The sequence below is a fragment of the Microbacterium sp. CGR2 genome (assembly GCF_003626735.1).
Taxonomy (GTDB): Bacteria; Actinomycetota; Actinomycetes; order Actinomycetales; family Microbacteriaceae; genus Microbacterium.
Window position 1 is genome coordinate 1,045,958 of sequence record NZ_RBHX01000001.1, and the last position, 19,792, is coordinate 1,065,749.

The 19,792-nt window shown below is 67.6% G+C and carries 20 protein-coding genes; 12 read left to right on the forward strand and 8 right to left on the reverse strand.

The genetic code is table 11. The features are described 5' to 3' along the window. Positions 1-44: 44 nt before the first annotated feature. The 4 genes from D7252_RS05305 to D7252_RS05320 all read left to right on the forward strand — a co-directional run bounded on the left by D7252_RS05305 (position 45) and on the right by D7252_RS05320 (position 2,050). The gene (locus D7252_RS05305) at positions 45-1,007 is read left to right on the forward strand and encodes a LacI family DNA-binding transcriptional regulator (protein ID WP_120774430.1); all 963 of its coding nucleotides are present in this window, start codon (positions 45-47) and stop codon (positions 1,005-1,007) included. Positions 1,008-1,116: 109 nt separating this feature from the next. After that, positions 1,117-1,350, forward strand: coding sequence for a hypothetical protein (locus D7252_RS05310; protein ID WP_120774431.1), 234 nt, complete (start codon positions 1,117-1,119; stop codon positions 1,348-1,350). Further along, positions 1,347-1,610 (forward strand): hypothetical protein, encoded by a 264-nt coding sequence (locus D7252_RS05315; RefSeq protein ID WP_120774432.1) that lies wholly within the window; start codon positions 1,347-1,349, stop codon positions 1,608-1,610. Before D7252_RS05310 ends, D7252_RS05315 begins: the two co-directional genes overlap by 4 nt. 2 nt (positions 1,611-1,612) lie before the next feature. Further along, the gene (locus D7252_RS05320) at positions 1,613-2,050 is read left to right on the forward strand and encodes an SRPBCC family protein (RefSeq protein WP_120774433.1); all 438 of its coding nucleotides are present in this window, start codon (positions 1,613-1,615) and stop codon (positions 2,048-2,050) included. Positions 2,051-2,093: 43 nt separating this feature from the next. Here D7252_RS05320 and D7252_RS05325 read toward each other — a convergent pair whose 3' ends face one another. Together D7252_RS05325 and D7252_RS05330 are read right to left on the reverse strand one after the other, a co-directional pair. Next, a complete protein-coding gene (locus D7252_RS05325; protein ID WP_120774434.1) occupies positions 2,094-2,783 on the reverse strand; it encodes an aspartate/glutamate racemase family protein in 690 nt (229 codons plus the stop codon). Between the two features lie 8 nt (positions 2,784-2,791). Next, positions 2,792-3,613: a shikimate 5-dehydrogenase gene (locus tag D7252_RS05330; RefSeq protein WP_183055183.1), complete on the reverse strand. Its 822-nt coding sequence runs from the start codon at positions 3,611-3,613 to the stop codon at positions 2,792-2,794. Between the two features lie 537 nt (positions 3,614-4,150). On the opposite strand from D7252_RS05330, the gene D7252_RS05335 reads away from it, so the two are divergent. Next, a complete protein-coding gene (locus D7252_RS05335; protein WP_046014597.1) occupies positions 4,151-4,357 on the forward strand; it encodes a cold-shock protein in 207 nt (68 codons plus the stop codon). 101 nt (positions 4,358-4,458) lie between these two features. Here the strand turns inward: D7252_RS05335 and D7252_RS05340 are convergent, their stop codons facing one another. The 3 genes from D7252_RS05340 to D7252_RS05350 all read right to left on the reverse strand — a co-directional run bounded on the left by D7252_RS05340 (position 4,459) and on the right by D7252_RS05350 (position 7,136). Beyond that, entirely contained in the window at positions 4,459-5,124 is a 666-nt protein-coding gene (locus tag D7252_RS05340; RefSeq protein WP_120774436.1) for an HAD hydrolase-like protein, read from the reverse strand. An 80-nt stretch (positions 5,125-5,204) separates the two neighbouring features. Beyond that, the gene (nucS, locus tag D7252_RS05345; RefSeq protein ID WP_120774437.1) at positions 5,205-5,900 is read right to left on the reverse strand and encodes an endonuclease NucS; all 696 of its coding nucleotides are present in this window, start codon (positions 5,898-5,900) and stop codon (positions 5,205-5,207) included. A 9-nt stretch (positions 5,901-5,909) separates the two neighbouring features. After that, entirely contained in the window at positions 5,910-7,136 is a 1,227-nt protein-coding gene (locus D7252_RS05350; RefSeq protein WP_120774438.1) for an MFS transporter, read from the reverse strand. Positions 7,137-7,196: 60 nt separating this feature from the next. On the opposite strand from D7252_RS05350, the gene D7252_RS05355 reads away from it, so the two are divergent. Then, entirely contained in the window at positions 7,197-8,258 is a 1,062-nt protein-coding gene (locus D7252_RS05355) for a LacI family DNA-binding transcriptional regulator (RefSeq protein WP_120774439.1), read from the forward strand. 6 nt (positions 8,259-8,264) lie between these two features. Here D7252_RS05355 and D7252_RS05360 read toward each other — a convergent pair whose 3' ends face one another. Continuing rightward, positions 8,265-9,764, reverse strand: a complete 1,500-nt coding sequence (locus tag D7252_RS05360; protein ID WP_120774440.1) for a hypothetical protein — start codon at positions 9,762-9,764, stop codon at positions 8,265-8,267. A gap of 121 nt (positions 9,765-9,885) precedes the next feature. Here D7252_RS05360 and D7252_RS05365 point away from each other — a divergent pair, with 121 nt between their 5' ends. The 6 genes from D7252_RS05365 to mnhG are packed head-to-tail and all read left to right on the forward strand — an operon-like array spanning position 9,886 to position 16,168. Further along, positions 9,886-12,846: a Na+/H+ antiporter subunit A gene (locus D7252_RS05365; RefSeq protein WP_120774441.1), complete on the forward strand. Its 2,961-nt coding sequence runs from the start codon at positions 9,886-9,888 to the stop codon at positions 12,844-12,846. Continuing rightward, a complete protein-coding gene (locus D7252_RS05370; RefSeq protein ID WP_120774442.1) occupies positions 12,846-13,376 on the forward strand; it encodes a Na(+)/H(+) antiporter subunit C in 531 nt (176 codons plus the stop codon). The genes D7252_RS05365 and D7252_RS05370 overlap by 1 nt, the downstream gene beginning before the upstream one ends. Further along, a complete protein-coding gene (locus D7252_RS05375) occupies positions 13,373-14,926 on the forward strand; it encodes a Na+/H+ antiporter subunit D (RefSeq protein ID WP_120774443.1) in 1,554 nt (517 codons plus the stop codon). The genes D7252_RS05370 and D7252_RS05375 overlap by 4 nt, the downstream gene beginning before the upstream one ends. Next, positions 14,923-15,516, forward strand: a complete 594-nt coding sequence (locus D7252_RS05380) for a Na+/H+ antiporter subunit E (RefSeq protein ID WP_120774444.1) — start codon at positions 14,923-14,925, stop codon at positions 15,514-15,516. The genes D7252_RS05375 and D7252_RS05380 overlap by 4 nt, the downstream gene beginning before the upstream one ends. Further along, on the forward strand, positions 15,513-15,782 hold the full coding sequence (locus D7252_RS05385) for a monovalent cation/H+ antiporter complex subunit F (protein ID WP_120774445.1): 270 nt from the start codon (positions 15,513-15,515) through the stop codon (positions 15,780-15,782). Before D7252_RS05380 ends, D7252_RS05385 begins: the two co-directional genes overlap by 4 nt. Then, positions 15,779-16,168: a monovalent cation/H(+) antiporter subunit G gene (gene mnhG, locus D7252_RS05390; protein ID WP_120774446.1), complete on the forward strand. Its 390-nt coding sequence runs from the start codon at positions 15,779-15,781 to the stop codon at positions 16,166-16,168. Before D7252_RS05385 ends, mnhG begins: the two co-directional genes overlap by 4 nt. A 61-nt stretch (positions 16,169-16,229) precedes the next feature. On the opposite strand, the gene D7252_RS05395 is transcribed toward mnhG, so the two are convergent. Next, positions 16,230-16,991: an alpha/beta fold hydrolase gene (locus tag D7252_RS05395; RefSeq protein WP_120774447.1), complete on the reverse strand. Its 762-nt coding sequence runs from the start codon at positions 16,989-16,991 to the stop codon at positions 16,230-16,232. Between the two features lie 30 nt (positions 16,992-17,021). Further along, positions 17,022-19,706: a penicillin acylase family protein gene (locus D7252_RS05400; RefSeq protein ID WP_120774448.1), complete on the reverse strand. Its 2,685-nt coding sequence runs from the start codon at positions 19,704-19,706 to the stop codon at positions 17,022-17,024. Between the last annotated feature and the right edge of the window lie 86 nt (positions 19,707-19,792).

Below are 19,792 nucleotides of genomic sequence, written 5' to 3' on the forward strand. Positions count from 1 at the left end.
ACGCGATGCACGATCATAGAGAGACGAGAGAGCGGAAGGCGAACGTGACAGCGACATTGACCGACGTGGCACGGCGAGCGGGTGTGTCCATCGCCACCGCGTCGCGCGCATTCGGCGAGCCCGACCGCCTCGCCGGTGGAACACTCGAACGAGTGCTGCAGGCCGCCACCGACTTGGGCTATTCGAACCCGCAGAGCGCCGTCGCCACCCGAACCATCGGGGTCATCGTGCCCGACGTCGCGAATCCCGTCTACGGGATGCTCCTCAAGGCGATCCAGGGCCAGGCCTGGCACGGCCGCCACCGCATCGTGCTGTTCGACGCCGACGAGGACCTGCGCCGTGAGCGCGAGCAGATCGAGCAGGCGCGCAAGCTCGACGGCATCCTGCTGTGCTCGCCGCGCCTCCCCGACGACGAAGTCCTCACCCTCGTCGGCGGTACCGCCCACGTCGTCGTCAACCGCCAGATCGACGGCGCGCCCTGCGTCGTGATGGACACCGAGCACGGTCCGACTCAGGCGGTCGAACACCTCGTGGCCCTCGGGCACCAGCACGTGGCCTATGCCTCGGGGCCGCGCGGCTCATGGGCTGACGCCCGACGGTTCGACACGATCGCACGCGCATGCGAACGTCACGGCATCCGGCTCACTCGCCTCAGCCACCAGGCGGCGTCGATCCAGGGTGGTCGCGCCGCGGCCGCGCTCGCCGCTGCCAGCAACGCCACGGCTGTCGTCGCGTACAACGACCTCGTCGCGCTGGGGCTGGAAGCCGGCATGTCGGAGCTCGGTCGCCGCACGCCGGAAGACATCAGCATCGTCGGCATCGACGACATCGACCTCGCGGGCGCCGTGACGCCGGGGTTGACGACCGTACGGATGCCGATCGAACGGTGCGGCGCGCTGGCTGTCGATCTTCTCCTCCAGGCGATCTCGGGAACGGCCATCACCGACGTCGTCACGCTCGGGTCGCAGCTGATCGTGCGCTCATCGACGGCGGTCCCCGCAGCCTGAGTTCGCGGTCGCCGGGGTACCGCCGTCGGGGCCCGGTGTCAACGGGCCTCCCTTCTGCGGTCATCCGGTCGATGCTGGTGTTCTCGTACACCGATCAGAGGAGCGCACGATGTCGAACCCCCAGGCTTTCGCCAACAACCAGGACCCCCTCGACGGCACTTTCCGGGCGGGCACCTTTCCGACCGACACGTACGCCGAGGATGCGCTTCAGCCGGAGACGCAGGGTGACGAGCCGCTCGAGGCGGAACTCGGTGAAGACGGTGAGGGTGACCTCGCACCCGAGGACCAGGGCACCGGGCACAGTGGTGACGCCCCGACCGACCTGCGGGACGGCACCGAATGAGCGATGGCGACCGCGAGTCGGGCCGCGAAGACGCCGGTGCTGCCGGCGACGCTGACTCGCGGGCACGTATCTCCGAGCACCTGGCTGAGCGCGGCGGGGATGACCCGGACCTGATCGAGGACGTCCCCGCCGGGGGAGGCGGGGCGGATGCCGGAGCCGGTGGAGCAGCGCGCGTCGAATCGCCGTCCGGCGACCCCGATGCCTACGAGTCGACGCACAACGACGAACCCGGCATCGGCGCGCGTCGCCCGGGGGAGTAGCGATGGCCACCAATGTCCGCGCGATGGCGTGCACGCCCGAAGACGTGTTCCGAGTGCTCGGGAACGGTTGGCTCTACCCGGGCTGGGTGGTGGGGGCCTCGCGGATGCGCGATGTGGATACTTCGTGGCCGAGCCCCGGCGCGCAGCTCAGTCACTCTGTCGGCGTCTGGCCGGCGCTGCTGAATGACACTACCCAGATCGAGGAGTGGGATCCGCCGCGGCGGGCTGTGCTTCGCGCGCGCGGCTGGCCGGTCGGCGAGGCCACGGTCACCATTCGGGCCAAGACGATGGGCTCCGGGTGTCAGGTGCGGATCGACGAGGAGCCGGTGAAGGGGCCGGCGACGCTGCTGCCGAGCCTGATCACGACGCCGATGCTGCGCTGGCGCAACGCCGAGACGTTGCATCGCCTCGCCTATCTCGCCGAAGGTCACGCGAGCTGAATCGGCTCAGGCCGCCCGCGTCAGCAGGTCATGGTCTCTGCTGCTACCCGAGTGCAGCGGCGACCGCCGCGTCGACGTGCAGAGCCGTCGTCGGAAAGACGGCGACCGGTGAGTCCGCGGCTGTGATGAGCAATTCGATCTCCGTGCAGCCCAAGACGATCCCCTCGGCGCCGCGGGCGATCAGGCGCTCGATGACCCGGACGTACCTGTCACGGGATTCTGTGCGGATGACGCCGTGCACGAGCTCGTCGTAGATGATCGCATGGACCTCGGCCCGGTCGTCCGCGTCGGGGACGAGGGTGCGGATGCCGTGGGCGGCGAGGCGGTCAGAGTAGAAGGCCCGCTCCATCGTGAAGGCGGTGCCGAGCAGGCCGACCGTCTGCAACCCCGCCCGGGAGATGGCCTCGGCAGCGACATCGGCGATATGGAGGAACGGGATGTCCACGGCATCCTGGATCCGGTCAGCGACGAGATGCATCGTGTTCGTGCAGAGCACGAGCAACTCGGCCCCGGCGTGCTCGAGAGCGCTGGCGCGTTCGGCCAGCAGCGCGCCCGCCGCCTCCCAGTCGTCTCGGGCCTGCATCGCCTCGACCTCGGCGAAGTCGAGGGAGTCCAGCACGATCCGTGCCGAGTGGTGCCCGCCGCGCAGGGCTCTCACCCGCTCATTGGCCAGGCGATACCACTCCAACGAGGATTCCCAGCTCATGCCGCCCAAGACGCCGATCGTCTTCATCGACGCGCTCACTGCACAGCGCGCATGAGGTCTTCTGCCGCTCGCACCTGCTCGGTCGTCGGTCGGATACCGGTGTAGAGCACGAACTGTTCGAGCGCCTGCAGCGTCGCGACCTCGGCGCCGGTGATCACGATCTTTCCCGCAGCCCGTCCGGCCTGGACGAGGGGTGTCTGGGCGGGAAGGGCGACGACATCGAAGACGACGGAGGCCGCGGCCACCGCCTCTGCCGAGAATGACAGCGTGTGCGCATCCGCTCCGCCACTCATACCGATCGGCGTGACGTTGACGAGGATGTCAGCCGTCGCGTCTCCGGCATCCGGCGTCCAGGAGAACCCGTACAGTCCGGCCAGTGCTCGCCCGTTCTTCTCGTTGCGGGCGACGAGGGTGACCCGGGTGAAGCCGGCGTCGCGGAACGCCGCAGCCGTCGCTTTCGCCATTCCGCCCGACCCCCGCAGCAGCACGGAAGACTGCGGGTCGAGTCCGTTGCGAGCGATCAACTGCGCGATCGCGGAGTAGTCGGTGTTGTATGCGGTCAGCACGCCGTCGTCGTTCACGATCGTGTTCACCGAATCGATGGCGCTCGCCGACGGATCCATCTCGTCGACGAGGGCGATGACGTCTTCTTTGTAGGGCATGGAGATCGCGCACCCGCGGATGCCGAGCCCGCGGACGCCGCTGATCGCCTGTTCGAGGTTCGTCGGCGCGAACGCCTTGTAGATCCAGTTCAGCCCGAGCGCCTCGTAGAGGAAGTTGTGAAAACGAGTCCCGTTGTTGCTGGGTCGCGCCGACAACGAGATGCAGAGGGTCATGTCTTTGTTCAGCATCGTCACTGCCTCAGGTTAGCGCGACGTGCCGTGCGAGATCCCGCATCCTCCCCTATGGTGAAAGTGCATGCACAGGGGATCGATCGTCTCCGTCTTTCCCCAGAAGACGGACAGCCTTCCCCAGAGGCAAGACGGTCCGTGCATGCGATTGGCCCCCTCGAGCAGTTCAGTCCCCAATGGGCTGCTCGAGGGGGTCGCTGGCATTTTCGCGACCGCTCGAATTCTTGTCCCCCAAATGGGGGACAAGAAGGCCGAAGAGGGGGTAGGCTGTCTCTGACGCACCCTCCGGTCGTCTTCGGCCCTCATCGCTCCCCCCGCGGTGAGGGCCACACCATTTTTCGGACGGCTGCCGTCGGCCCACCACGCGCCGACCACGTGCCCGGGAGTATTCTCCGCCATCGCGGCGATCACCGGCGTGTGCCGCTCATGCAACATTTGGATTACCTTCTCGCACACTCTGTTCCGCTGGGGGCCTCCTCCACTAGCGTTAGCGATGTCGGGGCATACCTGCGTCGGCTTTTTCACCAGCAGAACAGGCAGTACATGAGCACCCAGGGCACGGTCAAGTGGTTCAACTCGGAGAAGGGCTTCGGCTTCATCTCCCCCGACGACGGCGGCGCTGACGTTTTCGCGCACTACTCCGCCATTGAGTCATCCGGCTACCGGTCTCTCGACGAGAACCAGCGAGTCGAGTTCGATGTCGCGCAGGGCCCCAAGGGCCTGCAGGCAGAGAACATCCGCCCGCTCTAAGCGCGGGCGATCTCAGAACTCCCCGTCCGGATTCGCCGCGTGCGACATCCGGCGGGGAGTTCTGTGCTTTTGACGGGTGTGACCCTGTCTGCCGAAGGCTTTCAGGCGAGGAGAAGCGCCCGCAGGTCATCGACGGACGTCACGCGGAACGCCGCGTCGTCACCTTCGTGGTGGTCGCTGAAACCCCATTCGACGAAGATCACGGGCACCCCGTTGGCGTTGCCGCCCTCCACATCGTGATGCCGATCGCCGATCAGCACGGGTCGTGAGGTGTCGGCGCCCAGGACCCGCAGTCGACGGAGTGCTTCTGCGACGATGTCGGTCTTCGTCGCCAGCGTCGCCTCATCCGGCGTCGCTCCTACCGTCGTCGTGAACGATGGGCGCAGTCCGAAGTGATCGATCAGCGCATCGACCTGGATCTCGGGCTTGGAGCTCGCCGTCGCCTGCGGGATGCCGACGGAATGCAGGTCGTGGATCAGGTCGGCCACCCCCGGATAGGTGGCGACGTCGGTCGTGTAGCCATCCGCTTTGCCGAGCGCGCGATAGAAGCTCACGGCCTCGGTCGCCTGGTCCGGCGTCATCCCTGCCTGGTCTTGGAAGGAGTCGAACATCGGCGGTCCGATCCAGTGGATCAATTGCTCGCGGGTCGGCGCGGGGTGGCCGAAGTGGGGAAGTGCGATGTTGAGGCGACGGAGGATGCCGACGGATGCGTCGACGATGGTGCCGTCGACGTCCCACAGCACACAGGAGTAAGGGGAGGAGGGCATCCCTTCAGCCTATGGGCCCGCGGCGCCTCGACCGTTTCTCCTGCACAGGTGTGCAACGGAGCGCGTGAGCGGCGCGCCGGTCAGAACAGGCGCGGAACGCCGGACTCGATGCCCTTCATGTCGTCGTAGTCGAGCACGAGACAGCGGATGCCGCGGTCTTCGGCGAGAACTCGCGCCTGCGGCTTGATCTCCTGCGCGGCGAAGACGCCCTGGACCGGCGAGAGGTGGGGGTCGCGCCCGAGCAGTTCGAGGTAGCGGGTGAGCTGCTCGACGCCGTCGATGTCCCCTCGACGCTTCACCTCGACGGCGATCGCGACACCGGCGGCATCCCGCACGAGCAGATCCACCGGACCGATCGCGGTCGGGTACTCGCGTCGGACGAGCGTGGCGCCGTCCGCGATGAGGTCGACCTGCTCGGCGAGCAGTCGCTGCAGATCTGCTTCGACGCCATCCTTCTGCAGTCCCGGGTCGATGCCGAGCTCGTGATTCGAGTCGTGAAGGATCTCGTAGATCTGCACGCGCAGCGCGTCGCCGGTCTTCTTGTGGACCACGCGCCAGACGTCGATGACACCGGCGATCGCCTCTTCCTCGCCAGGTTCCTGTCGCGACAGGGAACACGGAGGACTCATCCAGTTCAGCGGCTTGTAGCTCCCGCCGTCGGAGTGCACGAGCAGACTCCCGTCTCCCTTGTGCACGAGCAGACGAGTGGCGAGGGGGAGATGGGCATTGAGTCGACCGGTGTAGTCCACCGAGCAACGGGCGATGACGAGACGCACCCGTCGAGCCTACTTCGTGACCGGGGTCTTCTCGTCCTCGCGGAGCGGCCGCGCCGCGCCGGAGAACAGCCCGGAGGCGACGACCAGGCCGACGAGGATGAACAGGGTGTTGAGCAGGCCGATGTGCTCGCTGATGACGCCGAGCACCGGGGGGCCGCCGAGGAACGCGACGTAACCGATGGTCGCTGCCGCGCTCACGCGCGCGGCAGCCTTCGCCGGGTCGTCGGCTGCGGCCGACATGCCCAGGGGGAAACCGAGGGAGGCGCCGATGCCCCACAGTGCCGCACCGACGAGGACCAGCGGCAGGTTCGGCGCCAGGATGAACAGCAGGATGCCGGATGCTGCCGCGACCGAGAGGATCCGCAGCACGGTCACGCGCCCGAACCGGTCCACGAGCGGTCCACCGAAGAGTCGTACGACGGTCATGCCGATCGAGAAGACCGCGAGCGACACCGCGCCTGTTCCTTCGGGGAAGCCATGCCCCTGCTCCGTGCCCAGGGCGATCCAGTCGTTGGCGCCGCCCTCCGCGAAGGACATCCCGAGCATCACCATCCCGAGCAGGTAGGTGCGCGGTTCGCGCCAGGCCTCGAGCGCGACGTGCATGCGCTCGCGGAATGCCGGCTTCTCGTGATCCTGCGGGTCGAGCGCTGCCTCGCGCACGGGCACCTGGAAGAAGCAGACGACGGCGACCGCCGCGATCACGACTCCCATGATGGTGGCGTGGGTGGCGACGTCGATCGACAGCGCAGCAGCCAACGCTCCGATGCCGGCGCCGATCACCGTGCCGAAGCTGAAGAAGGCGTGGAAGACCGGGAGGATGGTCTTGCCCATCTGCTGCTCGATCGCCGTCGCCTCCACGTTCATCATCACGTCGACGCAGCCGTTGCCGAAGCCGAACAGCACCATGCCCGCGAGCACGATGGGCACCGATCCGAAGACGTTCGCACCGAGGCCGACGAGAGTGATGCCGAGGGCGAAGGTCAGCATCGCCAAGAACATGCCGCGTCGTGCGCCCGTGCGTGCCATCACGGCCGGACTCGTGGAGATGCCGAGGATGGATGCCACGCCCATGCCCAGCAGGATCATGCCGACCTGCGCATTGTCGAGGCCGAGAGCCTCCTTGATTCCCGGTACTCGGGACGCCCACGTCGCGATCGAGAGGCCGCTGGCGAAGAAGATGGCGAAGATCGCTGCGCGCCAGCGCACGAACTGCGAACGGGTGAGGGCGTTGTCCATGCCGGACAGCCTATCGAATCGATTCGACCGCGCGGAACCCAGGCGAGCTATCCTCGGAGTATGAGCACCCAGGAGACACCGCGCCGGGCGACCATCGCCGACGTCGCGCGTGAGGCGGGCGTCGCGACATCCACGGCATCCGTCGTCTTCAGCGGCAAGGCCAAGGTGGCGGCGGCGACCCGAGAACGGGTCCTCGCAGCGGCGGCGGAGCTCGGCTACACGGGGCCCGATCCCCGCGCGGCATCCCTTCGACGAGGTCGGAGCGGCATCGTCGCTGTCGTGCTCGAAGGCCATCTGCGTGCCGCGTTCCTCGATCCGGTGGCGATTGCGCTGATGGACGGCCTCACCGACGGCCTCGCCGACCTGAGCGACGGCATCCTGCTCATGCGCGATGAACCGGGCGAGGACGGATCGGCGCTCGCGAACGCGCCCGTCGATGCGTTCGTCCTCATCGGATGCTCCGGGCGCACGCGGGCGTCGTTGGAAGTGGTGCGCGGACGGGGACTCCCCGTGGTCGTGATCGAGGGCGATGCCGGAGACGGGGTCCCACGGATCAGCCTCGACAACACCGCGGCCTCCGCGGATGTGGCCCGGCATGTGTACGATCTCGGTCATCGCGATGTCGCGCTGGTCACGCTTCCCCTCGACGCCGAGCGAGAGCGCGGCGTCGTGACCGCGGAACGACTCGCTCGCGCCACGGTCGACGTGACGATCGATCGCTTGGCCGGCTTGCGGGAAGTCTTCCCCGTCGCTCCCGCGATCTCCGCGTCGGGCAGCCTGATCGACGAGGGTGTCATCGTCGGGCGGATGCTGCTGGCCGATGCCGCAACGCGCCCGACGGCGGTCCTCGCGCAGAGCGACCTGCTGGCTGTGGGCGTGATCCGGGCCGCCGAAGAGCTCGGGCTCCGGGTGCCCGAGGATCTCTCCGTCGCCGGATTCGACGGGATCGCGGTCGACGGTCTCGCCGACGTGACACTCACCACGAGCGTGCAGCCCGCCGTGGAGAAGGGGCGTGCGGCTGGAGAGCAGGTCGCGCGGATGCTGCGCGGTGAGCCCGGTGAGACCCAGCACCTCACGTGTCGGTTCCGTCCAGGCACGACCACGGCTGAGCCCCGCAGCTGATGGTGCTCAGCTGCGCTGCGGACCGATCGGCAGCGTGACGGCGCCGAAGTCGAGGATGCGGTAGCGACCGCAGTCGACGATCTCCTCGGGGACGGCAGGCCGGGGAAGCTGCCACGGCACGGTCTGCGCGTCCTCGACGAGGAACGACACCTCACCGACCGCGAAGTCGTGGCGGTTCACCAGCCATGCGTAGCCGCGCAACTGATGGTCGACCTGCACGAGGCGCGCAGGATCGTCGAGGTGCAGCTTCGGCAGGCGCACGGTCCAGAACTGCCCGGCGCCGGTCCGTCCGGACGCGTCCACCCAATTCGTCACGCACGTGAGGTCCTGGTCCGCGGCCGTCGCCGCTCCCGCGACCCGCGGCACACTCAGCGCGGTTCCGATCACGGCCAGCGCGGCCAGCACCCCCACCGACGCTCGTGCCACCCGTCGCGGCAGCGGCACCGCACGTGGACAGGCGACGAGGGCGAGCACCGGAGCGAACGCCGCCGGCTGCAGGTACCTGGCGGCGTGCGTTCCCAGCGCGATCGCTCCGATGACGACCACAGCCGGCATCACCCAGGCGATCGAGGCCACCAGGCGAGACCCGGAGTGCTCCGCCCGCACGGTGCGGACGACCGCCCACGCCAGGAGCGCCAGCGACAAGAGAACGCCCAGCGTGCCGAGCGGTGTCGCGAGTCGATCGCCGAAGAGCTGCGAGTAGTAGGCCAGCGACTCCCTCCACAACTCGGGTCGGGCGTAGCCGGTGCCGGCGTTGGCGATCCATGCTTCGAAAGGAATACGGACGATGAATCCCACCACCGTGCCCGAGAGCAGGATGCCGAGGAGCGTCAGCATCCGCCGCTTCTCCGCCGACCTGACTGTCGCCAGGAGAAGGACCACCGTGAGGGGAACCGTTGCCCAGACCGCGTACAGCGGGTTGGACAGTGTCGACACCGCAGCCACCGCGGCGAGTATCACCAGACGCCACGCGCCGCCCCGAGGATCGTCGAGGGCGCGCCGTACGAGCCCGACCGAGAGGACGACGGCGATGACCGTCGCCGAGTAGTAGGTGGTGGTCGATGTCAGGGATGCGAGTTCCAGAGCGTCGCGAGAGGCCGACGTCTCGGTCGCGGCGACGGCCGAGAACGCGACGAGTGCCGCCAGGGACCACGCCACCGGCGCGGTGCCGCTGCGGCGCCGACCGGCGACCAGTCGCACCGCCCCGTAGAAGGCGACGAGGTTGATCACCGCATTCATGGCCAGGATGCCGTTGACGTCGAACGGCAGGAGGAGGTCGAGGGCGGTGAAGAGCGCCGTCTCGGGCAGGAAGAGGACGCTGGACATCGCCCACCCGAGTGGTTCGCCGGAGAGCAGCGAGCGGGCCGACAGCGCCACGATCAGCGAGTCGCCGTCGCGGAACAGCAGCTCGGCACGGTCGGACGCCGCAACCTGCCCGGTGAGTATGACCGCGACCGCCAGCGCACCGACCCAGCCGGCCAGTTCCCGCATCCACGCCCCCCGCATGCGACAACTCTGGCACGCTCTGTTCACTCGCCGGAGCGGAGGGGCCCAGCGCACCGGTAAACTCGAAGGACACCCGCCCGCCTGAGCCGTATGGCCGACGAGCCCCGAGGGAGCCGCGCATATGCTGACTCTCCTCGCCGTGTTCCTTCTCGGATCGCTGCTGATGCCCGTGCTGGTGCGGTGGTTGGGGTCGATGGCCTTCGCCGTCGCGGCACTCATTCCGGCCGCGGCATTCATCCATGCGCTGGTGCTGACACCACAGGTCATCGACGGCCCCGCACCGTTGGTCGCCATCTCCTGGATCCCACAGCTCGGGCTGAATCTCTCCATGCACATGGACGTGCTGGCGTGGGTCATGACCCTGATCGTCACCGGTGTCGGGTCGCTCGTCCTGCTCTACTGCCGCTGGTACTTCCTTGACGACGCTGCCGGCATCGGCGGTTTCGCCGGAGTGCTCCTCGGTTTCGCCGGCGCGATGTACGGGCTCGTCCTCACCGACGATCTCGTGGTGCTGGTGATGTTCTGGGAAGTCACGAGCATCCTGTCCTATCTCCTCATCGGGCACTATCGCCGTCGCGCCGCGAGCCGTCGTGCTGCCCTGCAGGCCCTGCTCGTGACCACGCTGGGCGGGCTGGTGATGTTCGTCGGCGTCGTCCTCCTGGTGGTGGATGCCGGCACGTCGAGCATCCGGGAGATCCTCGAACTCGCACCGACCGGACCCATCGTCGACGCCGCCGTCGTGATGCTCCTGATCGGTGCCGTCAGCAAGTCGGCGCTCTTCCCGTTCCACTTCTGGCTCCCCGGCGCGATGGCCGCTCCCACCCCCGTGAGCGCCTACCTCCACGCCGCCGCGATGGTGAAGGCCGGAATCTATCTGATCGCCCGCTTCGCCCCCATCTTCGCGTTCAGCGCGCCATGGCGACCGATCGTCATCTCGCTCGGCATCCTGACGATGCTGCTCGGGGGCATTCAAGCGCTGCGCGAGACGGACCTCAAGCGTGTCCTCGCGTTCGGCACGGTCAGCCAGCTGGGGTTCCTCGCTGTCGTCACCGGGTACGGGACCCAGGCCGCCGCGCTCGCCGGACTCGCCCTCGTGATCAGTCACGCTCTCTTCAAGTCCGCGCTGTTCCTCATCGTCGGCGTGATCGACCGCCAGCTCTCCACCCGAGACATCACGGAACTCTCCGGGGTCGGTCGTCAGGCTCCGGTCATGGCGACCGCGGCATTCATCTCGATAGCGTCGATGGCCGGCGTCGCGCCGACCATCGGATTCGTCGCCAAGGAGTCCACGCTCACCGCGCTCCTCGACGATGCCCAGGGTGGCTCGCCCTGGGGGTTGATCGCGATCATCGGTGTGGCACTCGGGTCCATGCTCACCGCGGCATATGGGGCACGCTTCCTCTGGGGGGCGTTCTGGACCAAGCGGGACGCGCAGGGGCAGCGGATGCCGGACACCGCCTGGCCCGACCCGCCCGTCGGCTTCCTCTCCGCTCCGATCGTCCTCGCCGGAGTCACGCTCGCCGCAGGGATCGGCTCCTCCGCGCTGGACATTCCGCTGCAGGGTTACGCCCTCACTGCGGCTCCGGGGCTGGATGCCGCGGGCGAGGCCGTCGAGGGTCCCGGCCACCTCGCCCTCTGGCACGGATTCGAACCGGCGCTGGGCATCTCGGTCCTCACGATCGTGCTCGGGCTCGGTCTGTTCGTGCTGACCCGGCGCACCGGCTGGGACCGCAAGTCGAGGGTGCTCCCGTTCACCGCTGCCGATGCCTACTACCTCGTCATGCGCGGGATCGACCGACTCTCCGTGCTCAGCACCACACTCACCCAGCGTGGTTCGCTCCCCGTCTACGTCGGCACGATCTTCGTGGTCTTCGTCGCCGCGGAGGCGACCGCGCTGATCGCGAGTGACGTCGACCGATACAACCTCTCGGCCTGGCACACGCCCGCTCAGATCGCCGTCGCGCCCATCATGGCCGCTGCCGGACTCTTCGCGGTCCGAGCACAGAAGCGGTACACCGGCGTCGTGCTGGTCTCGGTCACGGGCCTCGGGATGGTCGTGCTGTTCGCGACCAGCGGCGCGCCCGACCTTGCCCTCACCCAGATCCTCGTCGAGACCGTCACGATGGTGGCGTTCGCCCTCGTGCTCCGCCGGCTTCCCGCGCGGATGGGCCAGCACAACGCCTCCGTCGGCCGCATACCTCGTGCGCTGCTCGCGATCGGGGTCGGTGTGACGATGGCCTTCGTGGCGGTGGTCGCGACCCAATCCCGCATCGCGGAGCCGATCTCGACGGCGTTCCCGAGGCTCGCCTACGACATCGGGCACGGCAAGAACGTGGTCAACGTCGCCCTGGTGGATATGCGTGGGTGGGACACGATGGGCGAGCTGTCCGTGCTGGTGCTCGCGGCGACCGGTGTCGCCTCCCTCGTGTTCGTCACACATCGCGCCGACCTGCTCGCCGCCACCCACACGCTGCCGCGGGCGACACGGAAAGCCGCTCGCAGCCGGCCGCTCGTGGAGACGACCGACGGCATCCGATTCCAGACGTCGGAGAACGAAGACAGCCCGCGTGCCTGGCTCGTCGGCGGGCAGAGGATGAAGCCCGAGAATCGGTCGATCCTGCTCGAAGTGATCGTCCGCATCCTCTTCCACACCATCATCGTGGTCTCGATCTTCCTGTTGTTCGCGGGCCACAACCTTCCCGGCGGCGGCTTCGCCGGCGGTCTGGTCGGTGGGATGGCGCTCGTCATGCGTTACGTCGCCGGTGGTCGCTGGGAGCTGGGCGCTGCGGCGCCGACGGACGCCGGCCGGCTCCTGGGTGCCGGCCTGATCCTCGCCGTCGGCACGGCGGTGATCCCCCTGTTCTTCGGGCTCGCCCCGCTCACCAGCAACTTCTGGGAATGGGAGATCCCGGGCATCGGCCACATGGAGTTCGTCACATCCACGATCTTCGACATCGGCGTGTACCTCGTCGTGATCGGACTCGTCCTCGACGTGCTTCGCAGCCTGGGCGCCGAGGTCGATCGACAGGCGTCCGTGCGGGCGACGTCGAACCCGACAGCACACGGGGAGGTGGCCCGCTGATGGACGTCTCGCTCACCCTGATCGTCGTGATGGCGGTGCTGTTCGCGTGCGGCGTCTACGCGATGCTCGAGCGCAGCCTCACCCGTGTGCTGATCGGGTTCCTGCTGTTGGGAAACGCCACCAATCTCCTTCTGCTCATCGTGATGGGCGTACCCGGAGCCGCGCCGTTCTACGGCGTGGAAGGGGAAGTGAGCGATCCGCTCCCACAGGCGCTCACCCTCACCGCCATCGTGATCACGTTCGCCGTATCGGCGTTCCTCCTCGCCCTGATCTACCGTTCGTGGCAACTCGGTCAGGCTGACATCGTCCTCGACGACGAGGCCGACATCGCCCTGCGTGCCCGTACCGACGCCGACGAAGACGTCATGGACGACGAGGCGGATGCCGATGACGAGGCGACCACCGACTTCGTCGGAGTGCAGACCGCGCCGATCACGGTGTTGCAGATGCGTGACCACCCCGCCATCGATGACGATGCGCCGTTCGACGCGCAGGATGCACCGACCGAGGGAACGGAGGACCGGCCATGACCGCGCTCGTCCCCCTGCTCGTCGCCCTTCCGCTGCTCGGCGCGGCCGTCACCCTCATCTTCGGACGGAACGCGCGGTTGCAGGTGTTCGTCACCATCGCGACCCTCGCGGCGGTCTCGGTCATCGCGGCCGTCCTGCTCGTCGTCGTCGACGTGGGTCAACCGCTGGCTGTCTCGGTGGGCGGATGGCCGGTGCCGTTCGGGATCGTGCTCTACGTGGATCGCCTCGCGGCCCTGCTCGTGCTCGTCTCGAGCATCGTGCTCCTGGCGGTGCTGCTGTTCTCCGTCGGTCAAGGAGTCGCAGACGGCATAGAAGAGACGCCGACCTCGATCTTCAACCCGTCGTACCTGATCCTCGCCGCCGGAGTCTTCAACGCCTTCATCGCGGGCGACCTGTTCAATCTCTACGTCGGCTTCGAGATCCTGCTGGTCGCGTCATACGTGCTGATCACTCTCGGCAGCACCGAGTCGCGCATCCGCACCGGCGCCGTCTACATCGTCGTGTCGCTCGTCTCCTCGATCCTCTTCCTCGCCTCCATCGCGATGATCTACGGGGCGCTGGGCACCGTGAACATGGCGCAGATCGCCGAACGGATGGCGGAACTCCCCCAGGAGACGCAGCTCGTGCTGCACCTGATGCTGGTGATCGCGTTCGGTATCAAGGCGGCGATCTTCCCCGTCTCCTTCTGGCTTCCCGACTCCTACCCGACCGCCCCCGCGCCGGTGACGGCGGTCTTCGCCGGCTTGCTGACGAAGGTCGGCGTCTATGCGCTGATCCGCACCGAGACCCAGCTCTTCGCCTCCAACAGCATCGACACCGTCCTGCTCATCATCGCGCTGGCGACGATGATCGTCGGCGTGCTGGGCGCGGTCGCGCAGGCGGAGCTGAAGAGAATCCTGTCGTTCACGCTGGTGAGCCATGTCGGTTACATGATCTTCGGGCTTGCCATCGCCACGCCGGCCGCGATCGGCGCGACGGTGTACTACATCGTGCACCACATCGTCGTGCAGACGACGCTCTTCCTCGCCGTCGGCCTCGTGGAACGTCGAGCAGGCAGTACGTCGATCCTGCGGGTGAAGGGGCTTCTCAAGGTCGCCCCGGTGATCGCCGTGCTCTACTTCGTTCCGGCGATCAACCTCGGCGGTATTCCCCCGTTCTCCGGGTTCATCGGCAAGTTCGCGCTGTTCGAGGCCGCGGCATCCGTCGGCACACCGCTGATGATCACTCTCATCTTCGGCGGCATCGTGACCTCGCTGCTGACGCTCTATGCGCTGATGCGTGCCTGGAACCTGGCCTTCTGGCGAGAAGAAGAGGATTCCGTCGAAACCGACGGCCGCATCTCCCATCTCGGCAACGCCCCCGCGGCGGACGAACAGCAGAAGACCCGCCGCATCCCCAAGATCATGACCCTCGCGACGGCGGGAATGGTGAGCGTGACTGTCGCGCTGACGATCTTCGCGGGCCCGCTCTATGCACTCTGCGACCGCATCGGCGCGGCTCTCCTGGAGCCGGTCAGCCTCGTGCAGCTGGAAGACGAGGTGAACGGATGAGAGACACCCGTCGACACCTCTGGCGCGACGTCCGCCTGCAGTTGCCGTTCCTGGCTTGGCTCGTCGTGCTGTGGATGCTGCTGTGGGCGCAGTTCACGCCGCTGGCCTTCCTGACCGGGCTCGTGGTCGCCGTCTTCGTCACGCGAGTCTTCCGTCTCCCCACTGTCGCCCTCTCGGGACGGGTCAACCTCTGGTACGCGGCGCTGTTCGTCGGGAGGTTCCTCTTCGCCGTCCTGCGCGGCGCGCTGTCCGTGACCGCGCAGGTCTTCGACTTCCGCCGTCAGCCGGGAACGGCGATCGTCGCGGTACCTCTCAGATACGCCGACGACCTGGTGATGACCCACGTCGCTGTCACAGCTTCACTGATCCCCGGCTCGCTCATCGTCGAAGCCGATCGCGACCGACGGATCCTCTACCTGCACGTCATCGGTGTGCGGACCACTGCGGATGTCGACAAGCAGCGCGCGGGAGTGCTCCGCTGGGAGCGCCGTATCGTGCGAGCGCTGGGCGACCCCACGCAGTACCGTGCCCTCAAGGCCGACGAGCGGGCCGCAGCCGGCAAGGCGTCGATGAAGGGGGCCGATAGATGAACATCCTGCTTCTGACGATCTCGATCGTCTTCGGCATCGCCGCCATCCTCACGGTGGTGCGCATCGTGCAGGGGCCCTCGATTCTGGACCGCGCGGTGGCATCCGACGTGCTGCTCACCGAGGTGATGTGCGTGATCGGCGCCGAGATGGCCATCAACGGGCACACCCGCAACATCCCGGTGCTGTTGATCATCGCCGCGATCGGAGTCTTCGGGTCGATCTCGGTCGCCCGGTTCGTGGCGCGAAGGGACAACACGACATCATGAACGTCTTCGGTCTGGTGATCCCGGATGCCGTCATCGATGCGACGGTCCTCATCCTCATCCTTCTGGGGGCCATCCTGTGCCTTTCGGCGGCGGTCGGGCTGCTTCGTTTCCGCGATGTGCTCTCCCGTCTGCACGCGGCCACGAAACCACAGGTGCTCGGGCTCGTGCTCATCTGCATAGCCATCGCCCTGTCGCAGCGTTCAGTGAGCGGTTTCCTGGTCGGGCTCGCTCTGGTCGCGCCGGTCGTCCTGATGCAGTTCGCCACCGCACCGCTGTCGGCGCATATGGTCGGGCGCCAGGCGTATCGCAACGGTACCGCCGATCAGCGGGGTCTCGTCGTCGACGAACTGGCCGAGTCGAAGCAGACCCCGCCCGCCGCGGGCTGAGTCATCCCCGCACCATCCGGTGCGCTCGCCTGCTCTCGTGGAACCAGACGCCTCAGACGCCTCAGACGCGGCCGACGAACTCGTGGATCAGGCGTGCTGCGGGCTCCGAGTCGTTGATCAGGGTCCCGTGACCGTGGTCGGGGATGACCTCCAGGTCGGCACCGGGAATCGCGTCGATGATCTCCCGACACCAGCTCATCGGAGCGAGCGGGTCGTCTTCGCCACGCAGCACGAGCACAGGACAGTCGATCCGGACGAAGGCATCCTCCGGCTCGTGCACGATGGTCGCACGGATCTTCCGCAGCAGATGCGGTCCGCCGCGGAGATACTCGCGCGCGCCACGCCAGATCACCAGTGGTCGCTCACCCACGAGATCGACGAGAAGGTACCGCGCCTGCGCCCAGATGTTGCGGGTCGCCTTGTTCACGGTGGGGCCGGCGAGCACGACGGCTTCGACGAGAGACGGATGCCGGGCGGCGAGCTCAGCCGCGATCTGACTTCCCATCGAATGTCCGATCACCACCACCGGGCCGGCATCGACATGTCGCAGGTACGCCGCGACGAAGTCCGCGTGCCGCTCCATCGTGAAGGTGCGCTCGGGCTCGGGTGCTTCGCCGAACCCGGGCAGGTCCATCGCGATGACACGACCCCGCAGGCGCTGCGCCAGGTCGAGGTACACGCTGCGTCCCATGCCGATGCCATGGAGCAGGAGGAAGGTGTGGTCGCCGTCGCCGAACGTCTCGGTGATGAGGGTCGCCCCGCTGCGCTCGAATTCGAGCAGTGTGACCGGGGTGCCCTTCGGGGCGAGATAACTGGATGGCACCCGTCAACGGTAGTCGAGCTGCCTCCGAGGTCACCCCTTCGGCGTCAGGACCAGCGTGTCGACCGTCGAAGCTTTCACTGCCTTCGCAGAGAATGCCCAGGGAGCCTGGGTGCCGGTGGCCCAGTCGGCGGCTTGGTCGACGTAGTGCTCGTGGAACGCGTGGCCGGAGGCGCCGGTGAGGTGGTGCCAGGTCGAGTCGTCGAACTCGGCGAGGTCGACGACCATGCGCATCGACGGGACCGTCGTGGTCGCGTACCCCGCGCCGATCTCCCACCCGGTCGCGTTAACGATGGAGGCGCCGCCACCGACCGGGATCGGACCGCGGTTGAAGAGTGCCTCGATCGGCGCGATCCCCGATGTGCCGAAGGTGTCGCTGGTCAGCGTGATCGCGTGCAGGTCGCCCCAGTTCCAGCGGACGACATCCGGTCCTTGCATCGCGGAGAGCTCGTCGTACGCCTCTTCGGCCGACAGGGCCAGCATCTCCGTCATCCCCTCGACCTCGATCCTCTCGTTCGTCCACAGGGGGTCCTCTGGATCGTCGAGCATCGTCGAGACGACCGTGAACAGGCGCGCGTGACCGTCGATCGGCAGCGGCTGCTCGCGCTCGGCGAAGATGTTCCGCACAAGGTTCGACCAGAGGACGTTCGCGTACGCCGCCGCGGGCGAGGATGCCGTGTTCTGGGCATCCCACGATCGGAGAAGCTCCACCGCCTCCTCGGGGCCGGCTCCGGAGACGTCCACGTCCCCCATCGCCGTCGCCAGCTGCTTCCCGATCCACATCTCACTGTCCATCTGGATGCTGCGCATGTCCTCGGCGGTCAGCGGTGCGACGGCGGCGCGGCGCTCGATGAGATGGGTGATGCGAGCCGCCCGGTAGCCGTCGTCCCAGTCGCGTGAGAGGAAGTACTCGTAGTCGTCGGCGACGATGGCGTTGTTCGCGGTGACCACGTATCCCGATTCCGGGTTGTACGACACCGGCAGCTCCTCGAAGGGGATGAAACCGGTCCAGTCATAGCTGCTGTCCCACCCGGGTTGCGGCATCCATCCGTCGCCTGCACCGCGGATGGGAAGACGCCCCGGCGTCTGGTAGCCGATGTTGCCCTCGGTGTCGGCGTACACCAGATTCTGCGCCGGCACGTCGAACAGCGAAGCGGCGTAGCGGAACTCGTCGAAGTCCTGGGCTGTCGCCAGCGCGAAGATCGCCGTCGCGGCAGTGCCGGGATCGAGGGCCGTCCAGCGCAGGCTGACGGCGTGCGCGGTCTCACCGTCGGTCTCCGCGGTGTCGGCTCCGGGCGATGCGCCGGAGGCGCCGCCGGCTTCGAGGGCGGGCGCCGGGTCTTCGGCGATGTCAGTGAAGTCACCGGTCAACCCGGAGACGATCGGGCCGTGCACCGTGGAGCGGATCGTCAGCTCGATGTCTTCACCGCCGGCGACCTTGATCGTCTCGGTGCTCTGCTCGAGCGGCACCAATGCTCCGTCACGCCAGTACTGATCGCCCTCGACACGTTCGATGTAGAGGTCGGTGACGTCGGTCGTGAGGTTGGTGAAGCCCCACGCCACCGTCTGGTTGTGTCCGATCACGATGCCGGGCAGGCCCGAGAACGAGAATCCGCCGACGTCGAACGGGCAGCTCTCGTCGACGGTGGAGCACTTCAGCTGCACCTGGTACCAGACCGAGGGGAGTGAGGCGCCGAGGTGCGGGTCGTTGGCGAGCAAGGGCATGCCCGACTCGGTGAGGTCGCCGGAGACGACCCAGGAGTTCGAACCGATGCCCTCGCCGACGTCGCCGATGAGCACACTCACCGCCTCGACCACGTTCGATGTCTCCTGCCACTCGACCGTCGAGGCGGCGGACTCGAACTCGGTGTCCCTCTCTTCCGAGGTGAAGGCGGCGGGTTCGGCATCTGTGCTCAGTGCGGGCACCGTCGAAACCTTCGGCACGATCACGGGGTTCTCGTCGAACGGGTAGTCCGGGTAGAGCTTCTGCAGCAGCGCGGTGGTGTCGCCCGCGGCATCCGGCTGATCGGAATCCGTTGCCGCGGCTCGGGTTTCCGCCGCGAGCAGCGATCGGTCGATCTCGTCCTCGACGTTGCCGCGGAGGTCCCAGGCCATCGCCTTCAGCCAGGCGACGGAGTCCGCCGGCTGCCAGGGCTCGGGTGTGTAGTCCGCGTTCTGCAGTCCGAGAACGGCGTACTCGAGGGAGAGCTCGGCGCCGGATCGCGACTGCAGGTACTCGTTCACGCCGTCGGCATACGCCTGGTAGTAGCTGAGGGTGACGTCATCCATCGCCTCGACCTCGGCTTCGGCCACCTTCCGCCACCCGAGGGTGCGGAGGAAGGCATCGGTGCCGGCCTGTGACTCGCCGAACATCTCCGCCACCCGACCCGCGGTGACATGCCGCCGGAAGTCCATCTCGAAGAAGCGGTCCTGCGCGTGCACGAACCCCTGGGCGTAGAACAGGTCGTCGGTCGAGTCCGCGGTGATGGTGGGGATGCCGCGTTCGTCGCGTTGCACCGTCACCTCGGCCGTCAGCCCGTCGAGTTCGGCCGTTCCGTCGGTCTGGGGGAACGATCGCTGGATCGTCCAGGTCACGAAGAATGCCGCGGCCACCGCGATGACCACGATCGCGGCCACGACGAGGAAGGCGATGCGCCCGATCCGAGCACCCCGTGAGGGTCGGGAGGGAACGGCGGACGCCGGCGAATCGGTTGTCATCGTCGAGAACTCTTTCGGGTAGCACGGAGGAACTCAGTTCCACCGAGCCCCAGTGCGCGTCTCAGGGTCGCGCCCTCGCATCATAT

What these genes read in the sequence shown, in the direction of transcription:
- D7252_RS05385 (WP_120774445.1), top strand. Translation starts at nt 15,513, where the DNA reads ATGAACATCCTGCTTCTGACGATCTCGATCGTCTTCGGCATCGCCGCC.
- D7252_RS05365 (WP_120774441.1), top strand. Translation starts at nt 9,886, where the DNA reads ATGCTGACTCTCCTCGCCGTGTTCCTTCTCGGATCGCTGCTGATGCCC.
- D7252_RS05380 (WP_120774444.1), top strand. Translation starts at nt 14,923, where the DNA reads ATGAGAGACACCCGTCGACACCTCTGGCGCGACGTCCGCCTGCAGTTG.
- D7252_RS05320 (WP_120774433.1), top strand. Translation starts at nt 1,613, where the DNA reads ATGGCCACCAATGTCCGCGCGATGGCGTGCACGCCCGAAGACGTGTTC.
- D7252_RS05335 (WP_046014597.1), top strand. Translation starts at nt 4,151, where the DNA reads ATGAGCACCCAGGGCACGGTCAAGTGGTTCAACTCGGAGAAGGGCTTC.
- D7252_RS05370 (WP_120774442.1), top strand. Translation starts at nt 12,846, where the DNA reads ATGGACGTCTCGCTCACCCTGATCGTCGTGATGGCGGTGCTGTTCGCG.
- D7252_RS05325 (WP_120774434.1), bottom strand. Translation starts at nt 2,783, where the DNA reads ATGAAGACGATCGGCGTCTTGGGCGGCATGAGCTGGGAATCCTCGTTG.
- D7252_RS05360 (WP_120774440.1), bottom strand. Translation starts at nt 9,764, where the DNA reads ATGCGGGGGGCGTGGATGCGGGAACTGGCCGGCTGGGTCGGTGCGCTG.
- D7252_RS05350 (WP_120774438.1), bottom strand. Translation starts at nt 7,136, where the DNA reads ATGGACAACGCCCTCACCCGTTCGCAGTTCGTGCGCTGGCGCGCAGCG.
- mnhG (WP_120774446.1), top strand. Translation starts at nt 15,779, where the DNA reads ATGAACGTCTTCGGTCTGGTGATCCCGGATGCCGTCATCGATGCGACG.
- D7252_RS05400 (WP_120774448.1), bottom strand. Translation starts at nt 19,706, where the DNA reads ATGACAACCGATTCGCCGGCGTCCGCCGTTCCCTCCCGACCCTCACGG.
- D7252_RS05315 (WP_120774432.1), top strand. Translation starts at nt 1,347, where the DNA reads ATGAGCGATGGCGACCGCGAGTCGGGCCGCGAAGACGCCGGTGCTGCC.
- D7252_RS05375 (WP_120774443.1), top strand. Translation starts at nt 13,373, where the DNA reads ATGACCGCGCTCGTCCCCCTGCTCGTCGCCCTTCCGCTGCTCGGCGCG.
- D7252_RS05355 (WP_120774439.1), top strand. Translation starts at nt 7,197, where the DNA reads ATGAGCACCCAGGAGACACCGCGCCGGGCGACCATCGCCGACGTCGCG.
- D7252_RS05340 (WP_120774436.1), bottom strand. Translation starts at nt 5,124, where the DNA reads ATGCCCTCCTCCCCTTACTCCTGTGTGCTGTGGGACGTCGACGGCACC.
- D7252_RS05310 (WP_120774431.1), top strand. Translation starts at nt 1,117, where the DNA reads ATGTCGAACCCCCAGGCTTTCGCCAACAACCAGGACCCCCTCGACGGC.